Consider the following 18,703-nt stretch of genomic DNA (forward strand, 5'->3'; position numbering starts at 1 on the left):
GGCTCCGCCGCCCGTACTTCCCCCATGCCGCAGGCCAGGGGACGGCTCGGCGCGCGCACCACCATACTGGCCGCCGCCGTAGGACACTCCGCGACCGGGAGAAACCTCCACCTCGGCATCACACCTGTGGGGGGCATTCCGGGCGCGGACTTAGCACTTCAGATACCGGACCGGCCGTTACGGGTGGCTGATTGCGGCACTTTGGAGGTGGTGGCGCACATCACAGCGACGGCGGTTCCGCCGAGCATGAAGAGCACCAGGCCGAGTTCGTCGCCGAAGACGTAGTCGCCTTCCGGCCGGCCGGACAGCAGAAGGAACACGGTGATGAACCAGCCGACCGCGGGCGCGAGTGCGCCGATCTGGGTGCCGGTCAGGATCCGGCCGCCGTAGAAGAGGCCCGCCGACCCGGCCAGCGCGATGATCAACCCGCCCGGGAACCAGGCCGCTTGGACGAGCGTCCCGGCGAGAGCGACCAGGGCGCCGAGCACCGCGAGCCCGAAGTAGGCCGCGATCCGGGCCGGGTTCGGCCGGGCGGTGAAGCCGGTGGACTCGGGCACCCGGGGCGGGGCGTTGGTACGTGGTGCGTTGCTGCTGGGGGCCTTACCGCGCGCGCCGGCGCGCGGCCGGTCCGTGCGCGGTCCTTGGGCGCGGTCACGGCCCTTGCCGGAGTTCGTGCTCATGCGCCCGCCTCCGGCAACCCCGCGAACAGGTCGTCCTCCCGCGCTCCCCCGCCGGCCCCCGGAACGCCCCGCACCAGCTGGTAGCACTCCGCCGTCAGCAGCGGCTGGCCCAGGTCGTTGGAGAGGGCGAAGAAGGCGTCCTCGCCGCCCACCACGATCTGGGTCGCGTGGGCGCGCATCGCCGCCGCCTTCGCCCCGGCGTACGCCGAGCCGTCGATCTCCGCCGTGATCGCGTCGCCGCCGACCACGCCCGGGACGTCGTCCACCGCCGCGATGCCAGGGAAGGTGTCCGGGGCCGTGGCGCGCAGGTGGTCGAAGGCGGCCTCCAGGACGGTCCGCTCCACCCGGTTCCAGTAGATCTTGGCGATGGTGTGCGGGGCGCCGGTCCCGTACGCCGGGTCGGCGGCCAGGTCCGCGGCGCGCATCGCGACCCGGTGGGCCTGGATGTGGTCGGGGTGGCCGTAGCCGCCGTCGGGGTCGTAGGTGACCAGGACCTGGGGGCGGACCTCCCGGATGACCTCCACGAGGGGGGCGGCCGCCTCGTCCACCGGGGTGGCCCAGAAGGCGCCGGGGCGCTCGTTCTGCTCGGTGCCCATCATCCCGGAGTCGCGGAACCGGCCCGCGCCGCCGAGGAAGCGGTGGTCGGTGACGCCGAGCTCCTTCATCGCCGCCGCCAGCTCCCCCACGCGGTGGGGGCCGAGGACGTCGTCGCGGTCGGCGGCGAGGCGGGCGAGGGCGGGCGGGATGACCTCGCCCTCCTCGCCCAGCGTGCACGTCACCAGCGTGACGTGGGCGCCCTCGGCCGCGTACCTGGCCATGGTGGCGCCGTTGTTGATCGACTCGTCGTCCGGGTGCGCGTGCACCAGCAGCAGACGGCGGGCGGGGAGGTCCTTCATGGGGACCACCCTACGAGCCCGGCGGACCCCGGTGTCCCCCGCTCCCCGCCGACCGCGTCAACGGCGGGCGTACGGGGGCGGAAAGCGGGTACACGCGGTCGGGAAGCAGGCACACGCGGTCGGAAGGCGCGTACACACGGTCAGAACTTGATGCTCCCGATCATCCCCGCAACGTTGGACGTCAGGTCCGAGATGGTCGGCGCCACGGACGAACTCGCGATGTAGAACCCCAGCAGCATGCAGACCACCGCGTGTCCGCCCTTCAGTCCGGATTTCCGGATCAGCAGGAAGACGATGATCGCCAGCAGCACCACCGCCGAAATCGAGAGCGCCACGGCGGTTCACCTCCATCAGTACGGTCGGGACGGGGACACGGGGATATCCAGAGCCGATGGGTTCTTACCCACCGAGCGCTACGGATCATAACTATCCGTGCCAACGCATTGATCGGGGCACAGCAGCACGAGGGGCGCACGGACCGCTGCCTCCATTTGCCGGTCGGGCTAAGTTCGGGGCCATGACCTCACCGAAGCTGTCCTTTCCCCGCCAGCACGCACGGACCCAGCGGTTCACTCTCGGCGCACCGCGCGCCTTCACCGTCTCACCGGATGAGACGCGCGTGATCTTCCTGCGTTCCACCTCGGGCACCGACCGGACCAACCGGCTGTGGGTGCTCGATCCGGCCTCCGGCGAGGAGCGGCTGGTCGCCGATCCGGAGGCGCTGCTGGGCGGTTCGGCTGAGCGGCTGTCGCCGCAGGAGCGGGCCCGGCGCGAGCGGACCCGTGAGGGGTCGGCCGGAATCGTGTCCTACGCGGTGGACGCGGCGGCCGAGCTGGCCGCGTTCGCCCTGTCCGGAAAGGTGTACGTGGCCGAGCTGCGGGCCGGTACGGCGCGGGCGCTGCCGGTGCCGGGTCCGGTGATCGACCCGCGGCCCTCCCCCGACGGGCGCCTCATCGCGTACGTCTCCAAGGGCGCGCTGCGGGTCGTGGGCGCCGAGGGCCAGGAGGACCGGGCGCTGGCGGAGCCGGAGGACCCCCATGTCACCTACGGGCTGGCCGAGTTCATCGCCGCCGAGGAGATGCACCGCTTGCGGGGCTTCTGGTGGTCGCCGGAGTCGGACCGGCTGCTGGTGGCGCGGGCCGACGACAGCCCCGTACAGCGGTGGTTCATCGCCGATCCCGCGCATCCGGAGCGCAAGCCGGCCGAGGTGGCCTATCCGGCGGCGGGGACGCCCAACGCCGAGGTGAGGCTCTTCGTGGTGGACCTGGAGGGGGCCCGTACGGAGGTGGTCTGGGACCGGGCGGCGTTCCCGTACCTGGCGCAGGTCCACTGGTCCTCCGCCGGCGCTCCGCTGCTGCTCGTGCAGGCCCGTGACCAGCGCAGCCAGCGGTATCTGGCGGTGGACCCGGAGTCCGGTGAGACCCGGATCGTCCATGTCGACGAGGACCCGGTGTGGCTGGATCTGTTCGGCGGGGTGCCCGCGTGGGCGCCGGACGGACGGCTCGTGCGGATCGCGGACGAGGGGGGCGCGCGGGTGCTGGCGGTCGGCGACCGGCTGCTGACCGGGGCGCAGTTGCACCTCCAGGCGGTGCTGGACATCGGTGAGTCCGACATCCTCGTCTCCGCCGTGGCGGGCGAGGAGGCGGCGGCGCCGGAGATCGGCGAGAGCCATGTGTACCGGGTCAACGAGCTGGGAATCGAGCGGATTTCCGAAGGGGTGGGTGTGCACTCCGCCGTCCGCTCGGGCGACCTGACCGTACTGGTCTCGGCCACCCCGGACGCGCCCGGATCCGCCGCCTGGGTCGTCCGGGACGGCAAGCGGCTGGTCCGGATCGCGAGCCACGCCCAGGAGCCGGTGCTCGCTCCGCGGGTCACGCTCACCGAGGGGGGCGCACGGCGGATTCCGTGCGCCGTGCTGCTTCCGTCGGAGTACCAGGAATCGGATGGTCCGCTTCCGGTCCTGATGGATCCGTACGGTGGACCGCACGGCCGCCGGGTGGTCGCCACCCACAACGCGCACCTCACCTCGCAGTGGTTCGCGGACCAGGGCTTCGCGGTGATCGTGGCGGACGGGCGCGGCGCGCCGGGCCGCTCGCCCGCCTGGGAGAAGGCCGTACGGGACAACCTGGTGCTGACCATGGAGGACCAGGTCGAGGCGTTGCTCGGGCTCGCCGAACGCTTCCCGCTCGACCTGTCCCGGGTGGCGATCCGCGGCTGGTCCTTCGGCGGCTATCTGGCGGGGCTCGCCGTGCTGCGACGGCCCGACGTCTTCCACGCGGCGGTCGTGGGGGCCCCGGTGACGGACCAGCGGCTCTACGACACCCACTACACCGAGCGCTATCTCGGCGACCCGGCCCAGCAGCCCGAGGTGTACGCGTACAACTCGCTGATCACGGACGACGGTCTCTCCGAGGCCGCCGAACAGGTGCGGCCCATGATGATCGTGCACGGGCTCGCGGACGACAACGTGGTGGTCGCGCACGCCCTGCGGCTCTCCTCGGCGCTGCTGGCGGCCGGGCGGCCGCACGAGGTGCTGCCGCTGAGCGGGGTGACGCACATGACGCCCCAGGAACAGGTGGCGGAGAACCTGCTGCTGCTCCAGGTGGACTTCCTCAAGCGGTCGCTGGGGCTGACCGGCGCCTGAGACCCCAACCGGCCGGGGCGACAAGACGACGCCCCGGCCGGTCCACGGCACCCGCACGGCCGTACGTTGTCCAGCATGCGGCGTCCGTATATCGGTGTGACGACGGTCAAGTTGCCTGCCTGTTAACGGATCCGGCGGTGGTTCGGGAGGTGACGGGCGATAGGTTTCTGCACTGATCGTCGCACTGATCACCACATCACCCGCACGGGGGAAACACCTTGACCAGGAACATCCATGGGCCGCTGCTCCTCGCCGCCGCCCTGACCGCCTGTACGGCCCTCCTCGCCGGCTGCGGTGGGAGCGGCTACAACCTCTCCACACCTCCCTTCTCGGGCAGCCCGGCGTGCGACACGCTCACCGGCGAACTCCCCGACCAGTTGGGCGGCTTCGACCTGGAGAGATCGGATGTGACCGGCGCCGCCGCCTGGGGGGACGGCGACGTCATCGTCTACTGCGGGATGCCCGAGCCCGAGGCCGGTGGTGACTGCTTCGACGAGGGCGGCGTCGACTGGGTCGCCCAGCCGCCGGCGGACGACCGGACCGCGAAGATGTTCTCCACCCAGGGCCGCGACCCCGGCGTCCAGGTCCGGCTCCGCAACGAGACCACCGACGCCTCGGCCGTGCTCTCGGCGCTCGGCCCGGCCGTGAAGTCCATCGAGGTCCGCGAGCCCTGCGCCGCCGCCGAGAGCTGAGCCGGTGCCGCGGGCCGGGGGTAGGCCCGGAGGGGGCCGCGCCTCAGACCTTCGGCGGCCCCTCCGGCCCGCCAGCGCCCGCCCCGCCCGGCTCCTCCCCCGGCTCCCCCACGTCCTCCACCCGCCGGCCACGCGTCGTCGTCCCGGGCGCCTCGACATCCGGCCCCTGCGAACGCCCCGGCGTCTCCAGCTCCCCCTCCTGCGGCACCACCTGCTTCTCCTCCGCGAAGTGGCACGCCGAGTCGTGCCGGGCCGGGGTGTCCACCAGCCGGAACTCCGCCGGGACCGCCAGCAGCGGCACCTCCAGCTCGCACCGCTCCTGCGCCTTCCAGCAGCGGGTGCGGAAGCGGCAGCCCGAGGGGATGTTGGCGGGCGAGGGCACATCGCCGTGCAGGATGATCCGCTCCCGGTGCGCGCGGGCCTCCGGGTCCGGGACCGGGACGGCGGAGAGCAGCGCCTGCGTGTACGGGTGGGTCGGGTGGTCGTAGATCTCCGCGTCGGAGCCGATCTCCACGATCCGGCCGAGGTACATCACGCCGACCCGGTCGGAGATGTGCCGCACGATGGAGAGATCGTGGGCGATGAAGACGAAACTCAGGCTGAACTCCGCCTGGAGCCGGTCCAGCAGGTTGACGACCTGGGCCTGTACGGAGACGTCGAGCGCGGAGACCGGCTCGTCGGCGACGATGATCTCCGGGTTGAGCGCGAGGCCGCGGGCGATCCCGATGCGCTGGCGCTGGCCGCCGGAGAACTGGTGCGGGTACCGGTTGATGTACTCCGGGTTGAGCCCGACCACGTCCAGCAGGTCCTGCACCTTCTGGCGCCGGCTGCCCTTGGGGGCGACCTCGGGGTGGATCTCGTACGGCTCCCCGATGATGTCGCCGACCGTCATGCGCGGGTTCAGCGAGGTGTAGGGGTCCTGGAACACCATCTGGATGTTGCGGCGTACGGCCTTCAGAGCCCGGCCGGAGAGCTTCGCGATGTCCTCGCCCTTGTAGCGGATGGCCCCGGCCGTGGGCCTCTCCAGGTGGACGAGCATGCGCGCGACCGTGGACTTGCCGCAGCCGGACTCCCCCACGATGCCGAGCGTCTCGCCCGCGTGCAGGTCGAAGTCGACGCCGTCGACGGCCCGGACCGCGCCGACCTGGCGCTTGAAGAGGATGCCCTGGGTCAGCGGGTAGTGCTTGGCGAGGTCCCGCACTTCGAGGATCGGCTCGCCTTCGACGTACGGCCGTGTGCCCTCACCCGCCTTGGACAGCAGGGTCGAGCCGGCCGCGTTCCCCGTCCGGTCAGCGTCCATCGAGCGTCTCCTTCCAGAAGTGGCAGGCGCTCCGGCGCTGTTCGTCCACCTCGTAGAGCGGCGGCACGTCGGTGCGGCACACGTCCCTGGCCATCGGGCAGCGGGGGTTGAACGCGCAGCCGGGCGGGATGTGCAGCAGGTTGGGCGGCAGGCCCTTGATCGCGTACAGCTCCTGCCCCTTCTGGTCCAGGCGCGGGATCGACTGGAGGAGGCCCTTGGTGTACGGGTGGGCGGGCGCCTTGTAGATCTCGTGGACGGGGGCGGTCTCCACGATCCGGCCCGCGTACATCACCGCGATCTTGTCGGCCACGTCCGCGACGACGCCGAGGTCGTGGGTGATCAGGATGAGCCCCATGTTCAGCTCGCGCTGGAGCTCGGCGAGCAGGTCCATGACCTGGGCCTGGACGGTGACGTCGAGGGCGGTGGTGGGCTCGTCCGCGATGATCAGGGACGGCTCCAGGGCCAGCGCCATGGCGATCATGATGCGCTGGCGCATCCCGCCGGAGAACTGGTGGGGATACTGGCCGACCCGCTCCTTCGCCGCCGGGATGCGCACCCGGTCCATCAGCTCGACCGACTTGGCCCGGGCGTCCTTGCGGGACATCCCGCGGTGGACGACGTACATCTCGCCGAGCTGTTCGCCCACGGTGAGGACCGGGTTCAGCGACGAGAGCGCGTCCTGGAAGATCATGGCCATCTCCTGGCCGCGGATCTTGCGCCGCTCCTCCCCCTTGAGCTTCAGCAGGTCCTGGCCCTTGAAGACGATCTCGCCGCCGGAGATCTTCCCGGGCGGCATGTCGAGGATGCCCATGACGGCCTGGGCGGTGACGGACTTGCCGGAGCCGGACTCCCCGAGGACGGCGAGCGTCTCGCCTTCGGCCACCGAGTAGTTGACCCCGTTGACGGCCTTGGCCACACCCTCGCGGGTGTGGAACTCCACGTGCAGATCGCGCACTTCGAGCAACATGGCAACCGGCTCCTCAGCGCAGCTTGGGGTCGAGGGCGTCGCGCACCGCGTCGCCGAGCATGATGAAGGCGAGCACGGTGATCGCTAGCGCCCCGGCGGGCCAGAGCAGCATGTGCGGGGCGTTGCGGATGTAGTTGGCGGCGGCGGAGATGTCGATGCCCCAGGAGACGGCCGGGTCCTTCAGGCCGACCCCGAGGAAGGACAGGGTCGCCTCCAGCGAAATGTACGTACCGAGCGCGATGGTCGCCACGACGATGACGGGCGCGATGGCGTTCGGGGTGATGTGACGCAGCAGCATCCGGGAGTTGGAGGCGCCGAGCGCGCGGGCCGCCTGGACGTAGTCGTTCTGTTTGGCGGTGATCACCGAGCCGCGGGCGATACGGGCGATCTGTGGCCAGCCGAGCAGGATGATGAAGCCGACGACGGGCCAGACGGTGGAGCTGGTGACGACGGAGAGGAAGACCAGGCCGCCGAGGACGACGGGGATGCCGAAGAAGACGTCGGTGAGGCGGGAGAGGATCGAGTCCCACCAGCCGCCGAAGAAGCCCGCGAGCCCGCCGAGCAGGGAGCCGAGGAGGGCGACGCCGAGGGTGGCGCAGACGCCGACAGTGACCGAGGTGCGGGTGCCGTAGACGACCCGGGTGTAGACGTCTCGGCCCTGCGGGTCGAAGCCGAAGGGGTGGCCGGGCTCGGAGCCCTTCTGGGCGTCGTCCAGGTTGGCCTGGAGCGGGTCGCCGCTCGCGATGAGCGAGGGCCAGATCGAGATGATCACCAGGAAGAGGATGACCAGCGAGGAGATGATGAAGACGGGGTTGCGCCGCAGGTCGCGCCAGGCGTCCGACCAGAGGCTGCGCGGTTTGCCGGCCGGTCCGGTGCCCTCGGGCCCGCCCGGGGTCTTCTCCAGGCTGGTGCCCTCCTCCATGGCGAGGTCCGTCGCGCCACCGGCGCCCGCCTGGGAGATCGCTTCGTCCGGGGTCTGCGGCTCAGGCATAGCGGATCCTCGGGTCGAGTACGGCGTACAGGAGGTCGACGATCAGGTTGGCCGCCAGGAAGACGAGGACCAGGATGGTGACGAACCCGACGACGGTCTGGGAGTTCTGGCGCAGGATGCCCTGGTAGAGCTGGTAGCCGACCCCGTGGATGTTGAAGATCCGCTCGGTGACGATGGCTCCGCCCATCAGGGCGCCCACGTCCGTACCGATGAAGGTGACGACGGGGATCAGGGAGTTGCGCAGCAGGTGCCGGACGACGACCCGGCGCCGGGGCAGGCCCTTGGCGACGGCGGTGCGTACGTAGTCGGCGCGGGCGTTCTCGGCGATCGAGGTCCGGGTGAGCCGGGTGACGTAGGCGAGCGAGACCGAGGCGAGGACGAGGCCGGGGACGAGGAGTTCGTCGAAGGTGGGGTCCGGGGAGACCGAGGGCTTGATGATGCCCCACTTGACGCCGAGGAGGAGCTGGAGCAGCAGGCCGGTGACGAAGGTCGGGACGGCGATGACGACCAGGGTCAGGATGAGGACCGTGGTGTCGACGGGGCGGCCGCGTCGCAGGCCGGTGACGACGCCGAGGCTGATGCCGATGACGATCTCGAAGACGATCGCGACGATGGTGAGCCGGATCGTGATGGGGAAGGCGGTGGCCATCAGCTCGGTGACCTTCTGCCCGTTGAACGCGGTGCCGAAGTCGCCGGTGAACAGGTTCCCCATGTACGTCAGGTATTGCTGCCAGACCGGCTTGTCGAGGCCGAACTCGGAGCGCAGCTGGGCGGCGGTGGCCGGATCGCACTGGCGGTCGCCGCAGAGGCCCGCGATGGGGTCGCCCATCACGTTCACCATGAGGAAGATCAGCAGCGTGGTGCCGAAGAAGACGGGGATCATCTGCAGCAGCCGCCGGATCACATAACGTCCCATGAGGGGCTCCGGGGGTCGGGGGGTGCCTTGTCGGTCAGGCCGGACGGGCGGAGTGGCTGATGGGTTCGGGGGCCGGGGCGCGTCAGGCGCCCCGGCCCCCTGCCTCAGCGGGTCAGTTGACCGTGATCTCCGTGTAGACCGGCACGCTGAACGGGTTCAGCTCCACATTGCTGACCCGCTCCGAGTAGCCCGCGCTGCCGTTCTGGTACCAGAGCGGGATGGAGGGCATCTGCTCGACGAGGACCTTCTCCGCGTCCTGGAAGGTGGTGATGGCCTTCGCCTTGTCGGTCTCGGCGTTAGCCTGGTCGACCAGGTCGTCGAAGTCCTTGTTGGTCCACTTGCCGTCGTTGGACGGGGCGTTGGTGTAGTAGAGCGGCTGCAGGAAGTTCTGGATCAGCGGGTAGTCCATCTGCCAGCCCGCGCGCCAGGGGCCCGTCATCTTCTGGGTCGAGACCTGGTTGCGGAAGTCGGCGAAGGTGCCGACCGCACCGCCGACGCAGGCCTGGTTGTTGCCCATGACGTTGTTGATGCTGTTGCAGACGGCGTCGACCCACTCCTTGTGGGAGCCGGTGTCCGCGTTGTACGAGATCTTCAGCTGGCCGCCCGGGATGCCGCCGCCCTCGTCGATCAGCTTCTTGGCCTCGGCCTTGTTGTACGTGCACTCCTTGCCGCAGAGCCCTTCCTTGAAGCCGCCGTCCTCGCCGAGGACCGGGGAGGTCCAGTCGGTCGCGGGGGTGCGGGTCTTCTGGAAGATCTGGTCGGTGATCTGCTTCCGGTTGATCGCCATGGAGAGGCCCTGGCGCACCTTGCGGGCGTTGTCGGTGTCCCACTCCTTGTCGTAGAACGGGAAGGAGAGGGTCTGGATGATGCCGGCGGGGGTGTTGATGTACCGGTCGCCGAGGTCCTGCTCCACGTTACGGAGCTGGGAGGCGGGCACGTCGTCGACCAGGTCGAGGTTGCCCGAGGTCAGGGAGGTGTAGGCGGTGTTGTTGTCGGTGAAGACCTTGAGGTCGACGCCGCCGTTCTTCGCCTTGTCGTCTCCCGGGTAGTCGTCCCAGCGGCGCAGGTTCATCGACGAGCCCTTGGCGTACGAGTCGATGGTGTACGGGCCGTTGCCGATGGGCTTGGAGAGCCAGGCGTCGTGGTCCTCGTAGAACGCCTTGGGCAGCGGGGCGAAGGCCGCGTAGCCGAGGGTGTCGGGCCAGAGGGAGAACTTCTGGCTGAGCTTGGCGGTGAAGGTCAGCTCGTCGACGACCTTGAGGCCGGAGAGCGCCTCGGCGGAGGCCGAGCCGGACTCGGGGTGGACCTTGTCGTACCCCTCGATGTACTGGAAGAAGTAGGCGTTCTTCTGGTTGTTCTTCAGCGCCGCGCCGTAGTTCCAGGCGTCCACGAAGGATTTGGCGGTGACCTTCTCGCCGTTGGAGAAGGTCCAGCCGTCCTTGATCTTGATCGTGAAGTTCTGGGCGTCGCTGGAGTCGATGGACTCGGCGAGCATGTTCTGCGCCTCGCCGGTCTTGGGGTCGTACCGGATGAGCCCCCGGAAGACCATGTCGAGGACCTTGCCGCCCTGCACCTCGTTGGTGTTCGCGGGCTCCAGCGGGTTCTGCGGGTCGCCCCAGGAGGAGCTGACGATCCCGTCGGCGCCGCTGCCGCCGCTGTCGTCGCCTCCGCCGCCACAGGCCGTCGCGGCGAGGGCGACGGTCACCGCACATGCGGCCCACCTGGTCCGTGTGGCTCCGCGCATGAAGTGCCTCCTAGAGTCATCGAGTAGCTCAATGCCTCATATCACCCCATACCACCACATACCGCATGCGGGCTTACCCCGTCCGTGGAGCGCCCGGCCGGGCGACCGGGCCCCGCGGACGCCCGATCGGCACTCCCGACGGCCGCGGGCACCCGACGGGAGTGCTCATTTTCGGAATGGACGCTTCACCCCCTTACCGAATACGGAGCAAAGCATTCCGAGAGCCGCTTCGGCAATTGCCGTCGAGGGAAAAGAAGTTAGCTCAATTCTTGCTCAACTTCTCCCCACAGCAGCGCAGTTCGGACCAGAGTTGTCGCCGACAGGCCAGCCACTGATCGGCCGGCCAACTCACGGGGAGTTTCACGCATGAGACGCATCATCAGCATTGCCCTCTCCACTGCCGTACTCAGCGGCGGCTTCGTCGCCCTGGCGTCTCCCGCCAGCGCCGCCTGCGACGACACGGGTACGAAGTTCTCCATCATCAACAAGAAGACCGTGTGGAAGAACACCAACCTCCACAGCGACTGGGGCAAGCCCGGCGTCACCCTCAGGTACGACAAGACCAAGTCGGCCACACTGAGCGCCTCGGGAACGGCCGAGGTCGGCGCCGACGCCGGAGTGATCTTCGCCAAGGCGAGTGCGTCGTTCGGCGTCACGGTCGGCAAGAGCTGGACCAAGGGCGACACCTGGAGCTACTCGGCCACGGTCAAGAAGAAGAAGGGCAAGACCCGGGGCCGCCTGATGATGCAGCACGAGGCCAAGCAGTTCACCGCACACAAGTACAAGGTGTTCACCGGTGCCGGGGGCGCCTGCAAGACCAAGACGGTTTACAAGAAGAAGCTCACGGCTCCGGTGAAGAAGGACCGGCAGAACCTGTGGGGCATTCAGTACGCCTGATTTGCTCCGGAGCGGCTACGGTTTGGCCCGACTGGTCAGAAATTCTGACTGCATCGAAATTCTGACCGGCCCGGATTTCTGCTCATTTCGCCCCGCTGGAATTCAACCGGCGGGGCGAAGTGCTGTCCGGCCTCAAGAAACTCAGAGCCTGGAGAAACTCGTAGCCTTGAGAAGCTCGGAAAGCGAGCGCGAGAACGCACGACCGCCCGGTCACCACAGAGGTGACCGGGCGGTCGTGCGGGGCGACGCGCCGAAGCGCCGTCCGCCTCAGTGCTTCGCGTCCTGCTCCTCCTCCAGCGCGACGAGCGCCGGGTCCATGACCACGTCCTCGTCCCGGGCCTCCGTGGTCGGGTCCTCGGGGAAGTGGCAGGCCGTGAGGTGACCGGCCCGGTTGCCGCCGATCTGGACGAGCGGGGGCTCCTCCGTCGCACACTTGTCCTGCGCCTTCCAGCAGCGCGTGCGGAAGCGGCAGCCGGAGGGCGGCATGATCGGGGAGGGCACGTCGCCCTCGAGCCGGATGCGCTCCTTGGCCCCGGTGTCGACGTTCGCCTCGGGCACGGCCGAGAGCAGGGCGTGGGTGTACGGGTGCCGGGGGCGGTTGTACAGGGAGTCGCGGTCGGCGACCTCCACCACCTTGCCCAGGTACATCACGGCGACGCGCTCGGAGAAGTGCCGGACGATCGCCAGGTCGTGCGCGATGAAGACGAACGCGATGCCCATCTCCCGCTGCACCTTCTGCAGAAGGTTGACCACCTGGGCCTGGATCGAGACGTCGAGGGCCGAAACCGGCTCGTCGGCGATGATCAGCTTCGGCTTCAGGGCGAGAGCACGGGCGACGCCGATGCGCTGGCGCTGGCCGCCGGAGAACTCGTGCGGGAAGCGGTTGTAGTGCTCGGGGTTCAGACCGACGAGCTCCAGCAGCTCCCGCACCCGGGCCTCGCGGCCCCCCGGAGGCTTGATGCCGTTGACCTCCATCGGGCTCTTGATGATGGTGCCGACGGTCTGCCGCGGGTTGAGCGAGGAGTACGGGTCCTGGAAGATCATCTGGATCTCGGACCGGATGGGCGCGAGTTCCTTGCGGCTGGCGTGCGTGATGTCCTGGCCCTGGTAGGTGATCTTCCCGCCGGTGGGCTCCAGCAGCCGGGTCATCATGCGGCCGGTGGTCGACTTGCCGCAGCCCGACTCACCCACGAGGCCCAGGCTCTCGCCCTCGTACACCGTGAGGTCGATGCCGTCGACCGCCTTCACGGCGCCGACCTTGCGCTTGATCGGGAACCCCCCGTAGATCGGGAAGTGCATGGCCATCTTCTCGACGGTGAGCAGCTCGCGGCGCTCGCCGGCCTTCTCCGTGGTGCCCTGCTGATCCGGCAGGGCGACGTTGTTACTCATGTCTCTGCGTCTCCCTAGCCGAGCCGAGGCTTGATCTGGTCGATGAAGATGGACTGCTTCTCCCCCTGGGTGAGGTGGCACGCGGCGCCTCTGCCCTCGGGGAGCATGGGCCTCTCGCCGCTGCACAGGGAGCCCTCGACGCGGTCGGTGAACGCGCACCGCGGGTGGAAGGGGCAGCCGGTCGGCCGGTTGAGGAGGCTCGGCGGCGATCCGGGGATCGGCACGAGCTCCTCGCTGATGTCGCCCCCCAGGCGGGGCATCGAGCTCAGCAGTCCCCAGGTGTAGGGGTGCTGCGGGGCCCGGAGGACCTCGCTGACGCTGCCGCGCTCCACGGCCCGGCCCGCGTACATCACGAGCAGGTCGTCCGCCATGTTGGCGATGACGCCGAGGTCGTGCGTGATGAAGATGATCGCGGAGCCGAACTCCTGCTGGAGGTCCTTGAGCAGGTCCAGGATCTGCGCCTGCACGGTCACATCGAGCGCGGTGGTCGGCTCGTCGGCGATCAGCAGGTCGGGGTCGCACATCAGCGCCATGGCGATCATCGCGCGCTGGCGCATACCGCCGGAGAACTGGTGCGGATAGTCGTCGAAGCGCGTCGCGGGCTGCGGAATGCCGACCTTGGTGAGCATCTCGATGGCGCGTGCCTTCGCCTCCTTCTTGGAGGCGCCCATGTGCTTGCGGAACGGCTCGGAGAGCTGACGGCCCACGGTGTAGTAGGGCGACATCGCGGTCAGCGGGTCCTGGAAGATCATCGCGACCTTGTTGCCGCGAAGCCTCTCCATCTCCTTCTCGGAGGACTTCAGGAGGTCCTTGCCCTCCAGCAGGATCTCCCCCTCGACCTGGGAGCTCTGCGGGTTGTGCAGCCCCAGGACGGCGAGGTTGGTCACGGACTTGCCGGAGCCCGACTCTCCGACGATTCCGAGCGTCTTGCCGCGTTCGACGTCGAAGGAGAGCCCGTCGACCGCCTTGACGATGCCGTCCTCGGTGGAGAACCGCACCCGCAGGTCGCGTACCGAGAGGAAGCCCTCGGGCCCGGTCGGGGCCGGCTTGTCCTCGGTCTTGGTGAGTGTGGTCACGGTCGTTCTCCTAGGCGAGGCGCACGCGCGGGTCGATGTAGGCGTAGGCGAGGTCCACGACGATGTTCAGGAGCAGGATGAAGAAGGCTCCGAACAGCATCACGCCCATGGTCAGCGGAAGGTCCTTGGTCAGCGAGGACTCCACTGCCAGGCGCCCGATGCCTGCGAGGTCGAAGGTGAACTCGGTGACCACACCGCCGGCGAGAAGTCCGCTGAGGTCCATGCCGAGGATGGTGACGATCGGGGCCAGCGAACCGCGCCAGGCGTACCGGAAGAACACGTATCTGGCCGGCATGCCCTTGGCACGAGCCGTACGGACGTGCTCCTCCTGGAGCTGCTCGATCATCGTGGAGCGCGACATACGAGTGTACTGCGCGGTGAAGATGGTCGCCATGACGGCCCACGGCAGCAGCAGCCCGACGGCCCATCCGACCGGGTCATCGGTGAACGGGATGTACTTCGGGTTCTCCATCCAGCCGGTGCTGTAGACGAAGATGCCGAGGGCGATCGGACCGAGGAAGTAGATCTGGAACGAGCTGAGCAGCATCGACGCACCGCTGACGGTCTTGTCGATCGCGGTGCCGCGCTTCCAGGCGGCGAGCAGACCGGAGCCGAGACCCAGGATCAGGAAGATGACCAGGCCACCGACGGTGAGCGACAGCGTCAGCGGGAAACGGTCCATGATCGAGTCCCACACGAAGTCACCGGTGCTGAAGGACTGACCCAGGCACGGCGCCGAGCAGTGTCCGGTCGCGAAGTCCCGGCCCATGATGATGCCGGACATGAAGTCCCAGAACTGTGCGGTGATCGGCTTGTCGAGGCCGAGGTTCTCGCGGATGACCGCAATGTTCTCCGGCGAACAGTTCTTGCCGCAGGAGAGCTGGGCGAAGTCCTGAGGGATTGTGTAGAACAGGAAGAACGTGAAGGCGCCGATCAGGAACATGATGACGACTGCGCCGGTCAACCTGCGGATGAGGAACTGAAGCATCGCGGGAGGCTGCTCTCTTCGGAAGCGGCGGGTAGTGAGGGGTGGAAGCCCGTGGGGGCGCGCTCCGCCTGGCGCGCGCCCCCACGGGATCAGGCCTGGTTCCTGGTTACGGCTTCTTCAGGAACAGGTCGTTGATGTTGATGTAGCTGGAGTTGGTGCTGTAGCGGGCACCGCCGATGTTGGAACCGAAGAGCTGGAGCTGCTTCGAGTAGTACATCGGAGCCGCCGGGTTGATCTCCTCGACGATGCGGTGGTGCGCCTCTTCCCACGTCTTCGCGGCCTGCTCGGGCTCCTCGGTGAGGGCCTTCTGGATGAGCTCGTTGACCTTGGCGTCGTTGATGTGGGAGTAGTTCGACGCGCCGTCGGCGATCAGCGAGCCGTCGTAGACGGGCGTGATCACCGTGGACGGCGAGGACCAGTCCTGGCCCCAGCCGGTGGCGTAGAGGTCGAAGCCGTTGTCGAGCTTGCCGATCTGCTCGTAGAAGCTCGCGGAGTCGATCTCCTTGGCCTGGATGTCGAAGCCGAGCTTGCCCAGCGTGTCCTTGATGATGACCTGCTGCTTCTGGCCACGCGGCGTGTTGGAGTAGGCGTAGGTGAGCTTGGTGCCCTCCTTGACGCCCGCTTCCTTGATGAGCTCCTTGGCCTTGGCCAGGTCACCGTTGGGCTTCTTCTGCTTGCCGAACGGGTCGTAGTTCGGGTCGTAGCCGGGCAGCGTCGGGGCCATCAGACCACCGGCGATCTCACCGCCGTACTTACCACCGTCGGTCTGGACGATGGCCGCGTTCGGGAGCGCGTACGTGATGGCGTCACGGATCTTCTTGTCCTTGACGCGGTCCATGTTGAAGTTCAGCTGCCACACGTAGGGCTGGTAGCCCTTGATCGTGCGCGCGTTGACCTTGGGGTCGCCGACGACGTCCTGGATCTGGGCCGGGTCGACGGAGGTCGTGAACTGGATCGCGTTCTTGGCCTCGCCCTGGTCGGCGATCAGACGCTTGGTCTGGCTGGCCTGCTCGACCGTGCTGGAGAAGTCGTAGCCGTCAACGTACTGGTGGCGCACGGCGTCGGTCTTCGGGTCCCAGTTGGTGTTCTTCACCAGCTTCATGGACTTGCCGGCCTTGTACTCGACCAGCTTGTACGGACCGAGGGCCTTGGGCGCCTTGTCGTACTTCTCCTTCGTGTCCTGCTTCTCGGGCACGATGGCGTAGCCGGCCATGGCCAGAGCCTGCGGGAGGTCCGGCTGGGGCTTCTTGAAGCGGAAGACGACCGTCTTCTCGTCCGGCGTCTCCAGGACGGTGTCCGGGAGGTGCTTGCCCTTGTACGGGCCGTCCGGCAGCGCCTTGCGGTAGTCGGAGCCGGAGAGCCAGGTCTGGACGAACGACGGACCGTCGAAGATGACCTTCGAGTAGAGGCGCTCGATGGTGTGGCGGACGTCGGCGGACGTGATGACGTTGCCGTCCTCGTCCTTGACGCCGTCCTTCAGCGTGTAGGTCCAGGTCTTGCCGCCGTCGGAGGACTTGCCGGAGTCGGTGGCGATGTCACCGACGACCGTCAGGTTGCCCTCGGCGTCCTCCTGGTAGTTCGTCAGCTTGCGGTGGATCAGGTTCGAGAACTGACCGGCGTCGCTGACGTAGATCTGGCCCGGGTCGAGGTGGGTCAGGTCCGACTGGAGGTAGACGTTGATGGTGCCGCCGGGGGTGGCGCCCTTGACGTCCTTCGCGGGTCCGGTGGAGCCGGCCGCGTCGGCGTACTGGACCGGCTTCGACTGGGCGGCGGCGTCTTCCTTGGACTTGGACTGGTCCTTGGTGTTCTTGTTGCCGTTGTCGCCGGAGCAGCCGGTGAGCACCAGCGAGCCGGCCGCGAGGGCGACGATCGCTGCGCGTGCGGAGCGCGTTCTGATGGACTTCATGAGACTCGTGTACCTGCCTGTCGGTTGATATCCAGAAGTGCTGCCTGACCAGCCGGTTGCCCGGCGCGGGGGCGGCAGCCGTCCCCGCACGTGGACGTCATCGTCCGGTCTTGGGGTCGAACGCGTCGCGGACCGAGTCACCGAGAAGGTTGAAGGCCAGGACGAAGATCACCAGGGCGAGGCCCGGGAAGAGCATGAACGCCGGGTCCTGCTCGTAGATCTTGGCGCCGATGGCGAACATCCGGCCCCAGTCCGGTGTCGGCTCGACGAAGCCGACACCGACGAACGAGAGGAAGGCGATGGAGAGGATGGCACTCGGCAGCATGTACGTGCCCTGCACCAGGATCGGGGTCACGATGTTCGGCAGGATCTCCTTGCGGACGATCCGCCAGCGCGAGGCACCGGAGACCTTCGCCGCCTCCACGAACTCCCGCTCACGCAGGGAGAGTACGGAGCTTCGCACCAGACGCGCCATACCCATCCAGCCGAGGAACCACATCACCATGATGATGGCGACGGCACGCAGGTAGGTCGGCGTCTCGTCCGTGGGCGAGACGAACAGCGCCGTCACGACCGGCATGAAGGCGATGAAGAACAGCTGGCTCGGGAAGGCGAGGAAGAAGTCGGTGACCCGACCGAGCCAGTAGTCGACCTTGCCGCCGAAGTAGCCGCTCACCATGCCGATGACGACGCCGGTGCCCACGCTCAGGACCGTCAGGGCGACCGCCATGTAGAGCGAGGTGCGCATGCCGTAGAGCAGCATGGTGAACACGTCACGGCCCAGGGTGGGCTCGACACCGAACCAGAACTCACCGGAGACCCCGCCGAAGGAGCCCGTGGGCATGGCGAAGTCGTCCAGCAGGAAGGGGTACTCCGGCTCCTGCGCGTACAGCGTGTACGGGTTCTTGCCGTAGAGCGACGCGATCACCGGAGCGAGCAGGGCGATGACGAAGTACAGGATCACCACGATCGCCGAGACCACGCCGGTACGGTCGCGCTTGAAGCGCATCCACATCAGCTGCCCCGGAGAGCGGCCGACGGGGGCCTCCGCATCCGCGGCGGTGGTCTTCGCCGCGGGCTTCTCGTCCAAGGCGACAGAGGCCGTGGCGTCCTCGGCCTCAATTGGACTGGTCATGATGTGTCCATTCACAGATGTCGGGTACCGGCGCTCCGTATCGGGTCGCGACGGTCGAGCTGACTGCGCTCGGCGCGTCTCACCTGATGCATGGCGGTCCCCTATGCCATGGATCACCCAGTGGATGACCGCGATGGCATGGCCACCGCCTGATGGAGATCACCTCAGGCGGCGCAGCCGGGAAGGAGCGCCGACAGGAGTGGATTGCACTCCCAGGAACGCGGGTTGAGCGGTTCGGACGGGCCGAGGAACGTCAGCCGAAGCTGACGGCGGGGCCGGGCGATACTCGATGAACGAAACCGGCCTGGCACATCGTCCAGGACGTCGCACCCCCACAGGTGCTCAGCGCACCGCGCATGGGTTCCTCCTCGTGAGTCCACGTAAACAGTTCTGGTACCTGCCGTCCGTCGACACCCCTGCAGACGGAAAGAGCGGTACCCCGTGCGCTCGTGAGTCGACACTCCCCACAGTGTGTGACTCAT

Annotated in this window: 16 protein-coding genes; 3 read left to right on the forward strand and 13 right to left on the reverse strand. The window is 68.3% G+C overall.

Annotation, left to right across the window (positions count from 1 at the left end):
* Window positions 1–158: 158 nt before the first annotated feature.
* From R2B67_RS11080 to R2B67_RS11090, 3 genes are all read right to left on the reverse strand, one after another.
* Entirely contained in the window at window positions 159–680 is a 522-nt protein-coding gene (locus tag R2B67_RS11080; RefSeq protein WP_317817581.1) for a DUF6113 family protein, read from the reverse strand.
* Window positions 677–1,576: an N-acetyl-1-D-myo-inositol-2-amino-2-deoxy-alpha-D-glucopyranoside deacetylase gene (gene mshB, locus R2B67_RS11085; protein ID WP_317817582.1), complete on the reverse strand. Its 900-nt coding sequence runs from the start codon at window positions 1,574–1,576 to the stop codon at window positions 677–679. Before mshB ends, R2B67_RS11080 begins: the two co-directional genes overlap by 4 nt.
* Before the next feature lie 140 nt (window positions 1,577–1,716).
* Entirely contained in the window at window positions 1,717–1,911 is a 195-nt protein-coding gene (locus R2B67_RS11090; RefSeq protein ID WP_015611142.1) for a hypothetical protein, read from the reverse strand.
* Window positions 1,912–2,093: 182 nt separating this feature from the next.
* Here R2B67_RS11090 and R2B67_RS11095 point away from each other — a divergent pair, with 182 nt between their 5' ends.
* Window positions 2,094–4,220, forward strand: a complete 2,127-nt coding sequence (locus R2B67_RS11095; protein ID WP_317817585.1) for a S9 family peptidase — start codon at window positions 2,094–2,096, stop codon at window positions 4,218–4,220.
* A gap of 218 nt (window positions 4,221–4,438) precedes the next feature.
* Window positions 4,439–4,912 (forward strand): DUF3515 family protein, encoded by a 474-nt coding sequence (locus R2B67_RS11100; protein WP_317817587.1) that lies wholly within the window; start codon window positions 4,439–4,441, stop codon window positions 4,910–4,912.
* 43 nt (window positions 4,913–4,955) lie between these two features.
* Here R2B67_RS11100 and R2B67_RS11105 read toward each other — a convergent pair whose 3' ends face one another.
* From R2B67_RS11105 to R2B67_RS11125, 5 genes are all read right to left on the reverse strand, one after another.
* Entirely contained in the window at window positions 4,956–6,212 is a 1,257-nt protein-coding gene (locus R2B67_RS11105) for an ABC transporter ATP-binding protein (RefSeq protein ID WP_317817588.1), read from the reverse strand.
* Window positions 6,202–7,179, reverse strand: a complete 978-nt coding sequence (locus R2B67_RS11110; protein WP_018510180.1) for an ABC transporter ATP-binding protein — start codon at window positions 7,177–7,179, stop codon at window positions 6,202–6,204. The genes R2B67_RS11105 and R2B67_RS11110 overlap by 11 nt, the downstream gene beginning before the upstream one ends.
* A 13-nt stretch (window positions 7,180–7,192) precedes the next feature.
* On the reverse strand, window positions 7,193–8,170 hold the full coding sequence (locus R2B67_RS11115; RefSeq protein ID WP_018510181.1) for an ABC transporter permease: 978 nt from the start codon (window positions 8,168–8,170) through the stop codon (window positions 7,193–7,195).
* Window positions 8,163–9,086, reverse strand: coding sequence for an ABC transporter permease (locus tag R2B67_RS11120; RefSeq protein ID WP_018490251.1), 924 nt, complete (start codon window positions 9,084–9,086; stop codon window positions 8,163–8,165). Before R2B67_RS11120 ends, R2B67_RS11115 begins: the two co-directional genes overlap by 8 nt.
* 112 nt (window positions 9,087–9,198) lie before the next feature.
* Window positions 9,199–10,830 carry a peptide ABC transporter substrate-binding protein gene (locus tag R2B67_RS11125; protein WP_317817590.1) on the reverse strand — a complete coding sequence of 544 codons (1,632 nt, stop codon included), beginning with the start codon at window positions 10,828–10,830 and terminating at the stop codon, window positions 9,199–9,201.
* 366 nt (window positions 10,831–11,196) lie between these two features.
* Here R2B67_RS11125 and R2B67_RS11130 point away from each other — a divergent pair, with 366 nt between their 5' ends.
* Window positions 11,197–11,727: a hypothetical protein gene (locus R2B67_RS11130; RefSeq protein WP_109979418.1), complete on the forward strand. Its 531-nt coding sequence runs from the start codon at window positions 11,197–11,199 to the stop codon at window positions 11,725–11,727.
* Window positions 11,728–11,994: 267 nt separating this feature from the next.
* On the opposite strand, the gene R2B67_RS11135 is transcribed toward R2B67_RS11130, so the two are convergent.
* The 5 genes from R2B67_RS11135 to R2B67_RS11155 form a co-directional block, all read right to left on the reverse strand.
* Window positions 11,995–13,116: an ABC transporter ATP-binding protein gene (locus tag R2B67_RS11135; protein WP_018510184.1), complete on the reverse strand. Its 1,122-nt coding sequence runs from the start codon at window positions 13,114–13,116 to the stop codon at window positions 11,995–11,997.
* A gap of 14 nt (window positions 13,117–13,130) precedes the next feature.
* Entirely contained in the window at window positions 13,131–14,192 is a 1,062-nt protein-coding gene (locus R2B67_RS11140; protein ID WP_317817591.1) for an ABC transporter ATP-binding protein, read from the reverse strand.
* Window positions 14,193–14,202: 10 nt separating this feature from the next.
* A complete protein-coding gene (locus R2B67_RS11145) occupies window positions 14,203–15,180 on the reverse strand; it encodes an ABC transporter permease (RefSeq protein WP_317817593.1) in 978 nt (325 codons plus the stop codon).
* Between the two features lie 106 nt (window positions 15,181–15,286).
* Window positions 15,287–17,086: an ABC transporter substrate-binding protein gene (locus R2B67_RS11150; RefSeq protein ID WP_109979414.1), complete on the reverse strand. Its 1,800-nt coding sequence runs from the start codon at window positions 17,084–17,086 to the stop codon at window positions 15,287–15,289.
* 97 nt (window positions 17,087–17,183) lie between these two features.
* Window positions 17,184–18,221, reverse strand: coding sequence for an ABC transporter permease (locus R2B67_RS11155; protein WP_317817595.1), 1,038 nt, complete (start codon window positions 18,219–18,221; stop codon window positions 17,184–17,186).
* Window positions 18,222–18,703: the final 482 nt, after the last annotated feature.

This window comes from Streptomyces cyaneofuscatus (assembly GCF_033109485.1).
GTDB classification, from domain to species: domain Bacteria; phylum Actinomycetota; class Actinomycetes; order Streptomycetales; family Streptomycetaceae; genus Streptomyces; species Streptomyces cyaneofuscatus.

Coding starts and splice junctions, on each gene's coding strand:
- R2B67_RS11120 (WP_018490251.1), bottom strand. CDS start 9,086: ATGGGACGTTATGTGATCCGGCGGCTGCTGCAGATGATCCCCGTCTTC.
- R2B67_RS11150 (WP_109979414.1), bottom strand. CDS start 17,086: ATGAAGTCCATCAGAACGCGCTCCGCACGCGCAGCGATCGTCGCCCTC.
- R2B67_RS11080 (WP_317817581.1), bottom strand. CDS start 680: ATGAGCACGAACTCCGGCAAGGGCCGTGACCGCGCCCAAGGACCGCGC.
- R2B67_RS11110 (WP_018510180.1), bottom strand. CDS start 7,179: ATGTTGCTCGAAGTGCGCGATCTGCACGTGGAGTTCCACACCCGCGAG.
- R2B67_RS11135 (WP_018510184.1), bottom strand. CDS start 13,116: ATGAGTAACAACGTCGCCCTGCCGGATCAGCAGGGCACCACGGAGAAG.
- mshB (WP_317817582.1), bottom strand. CDS start 1,576: ATGAAGGACCTCCCCGCCCGCCGTCTGCTGCTGGTGCACGCGCACCCG.
- R2B67_RS11130 (WP_109979418.1), top strand. CDS start 11,197: ATGAGACGCATCATCAGCATTGCCCTCTCCACTGCCGTACTCAGCGGC.
- R2B67_RS11105 (WP_317817588.1), bottom strand. CDS start 6,212: ATGGACGCTGACCGGACGGGGAACGCGGCCGGCTCGACCCTGCTGTCC.
- R2B67_RS11145 (WP_317817593.1), bottom strand. CDS start 15,180: ATGCTTCAGTTCCTCATCCGCAGGTTGACCGGCGCAGTCGTCATCATG.
- R2B67_RS11095 (WP_317817585.1), top strand. CDS start 2,094: ATGACCTCACCGAAGCTGTCCTTTCCCCGCCAGCACGCACGGACCCAG.
- R2B67_RS11115 (WP_018510181.1), bottom strand. CDS start 8,170: ATGCCTGAGCCGCAGACCCCGGACGAAGCGATCTCCCAGGCGGGCGCC.
- R2B67_RS11155 (WP_317817595.1), bottom strand. CDS start 18,221: ATGACCAGTCCAATTGAGGCCGAGGACGCCACGGCCTCTGTCGCCTTG.
- R2B67_RS11125 (WP_317817590.1), bottom strand. CDS start 10,830: ATGCGCGGAGCCACACGGACCAGGTGGGCCGCATGTGCGGTGACCGTC.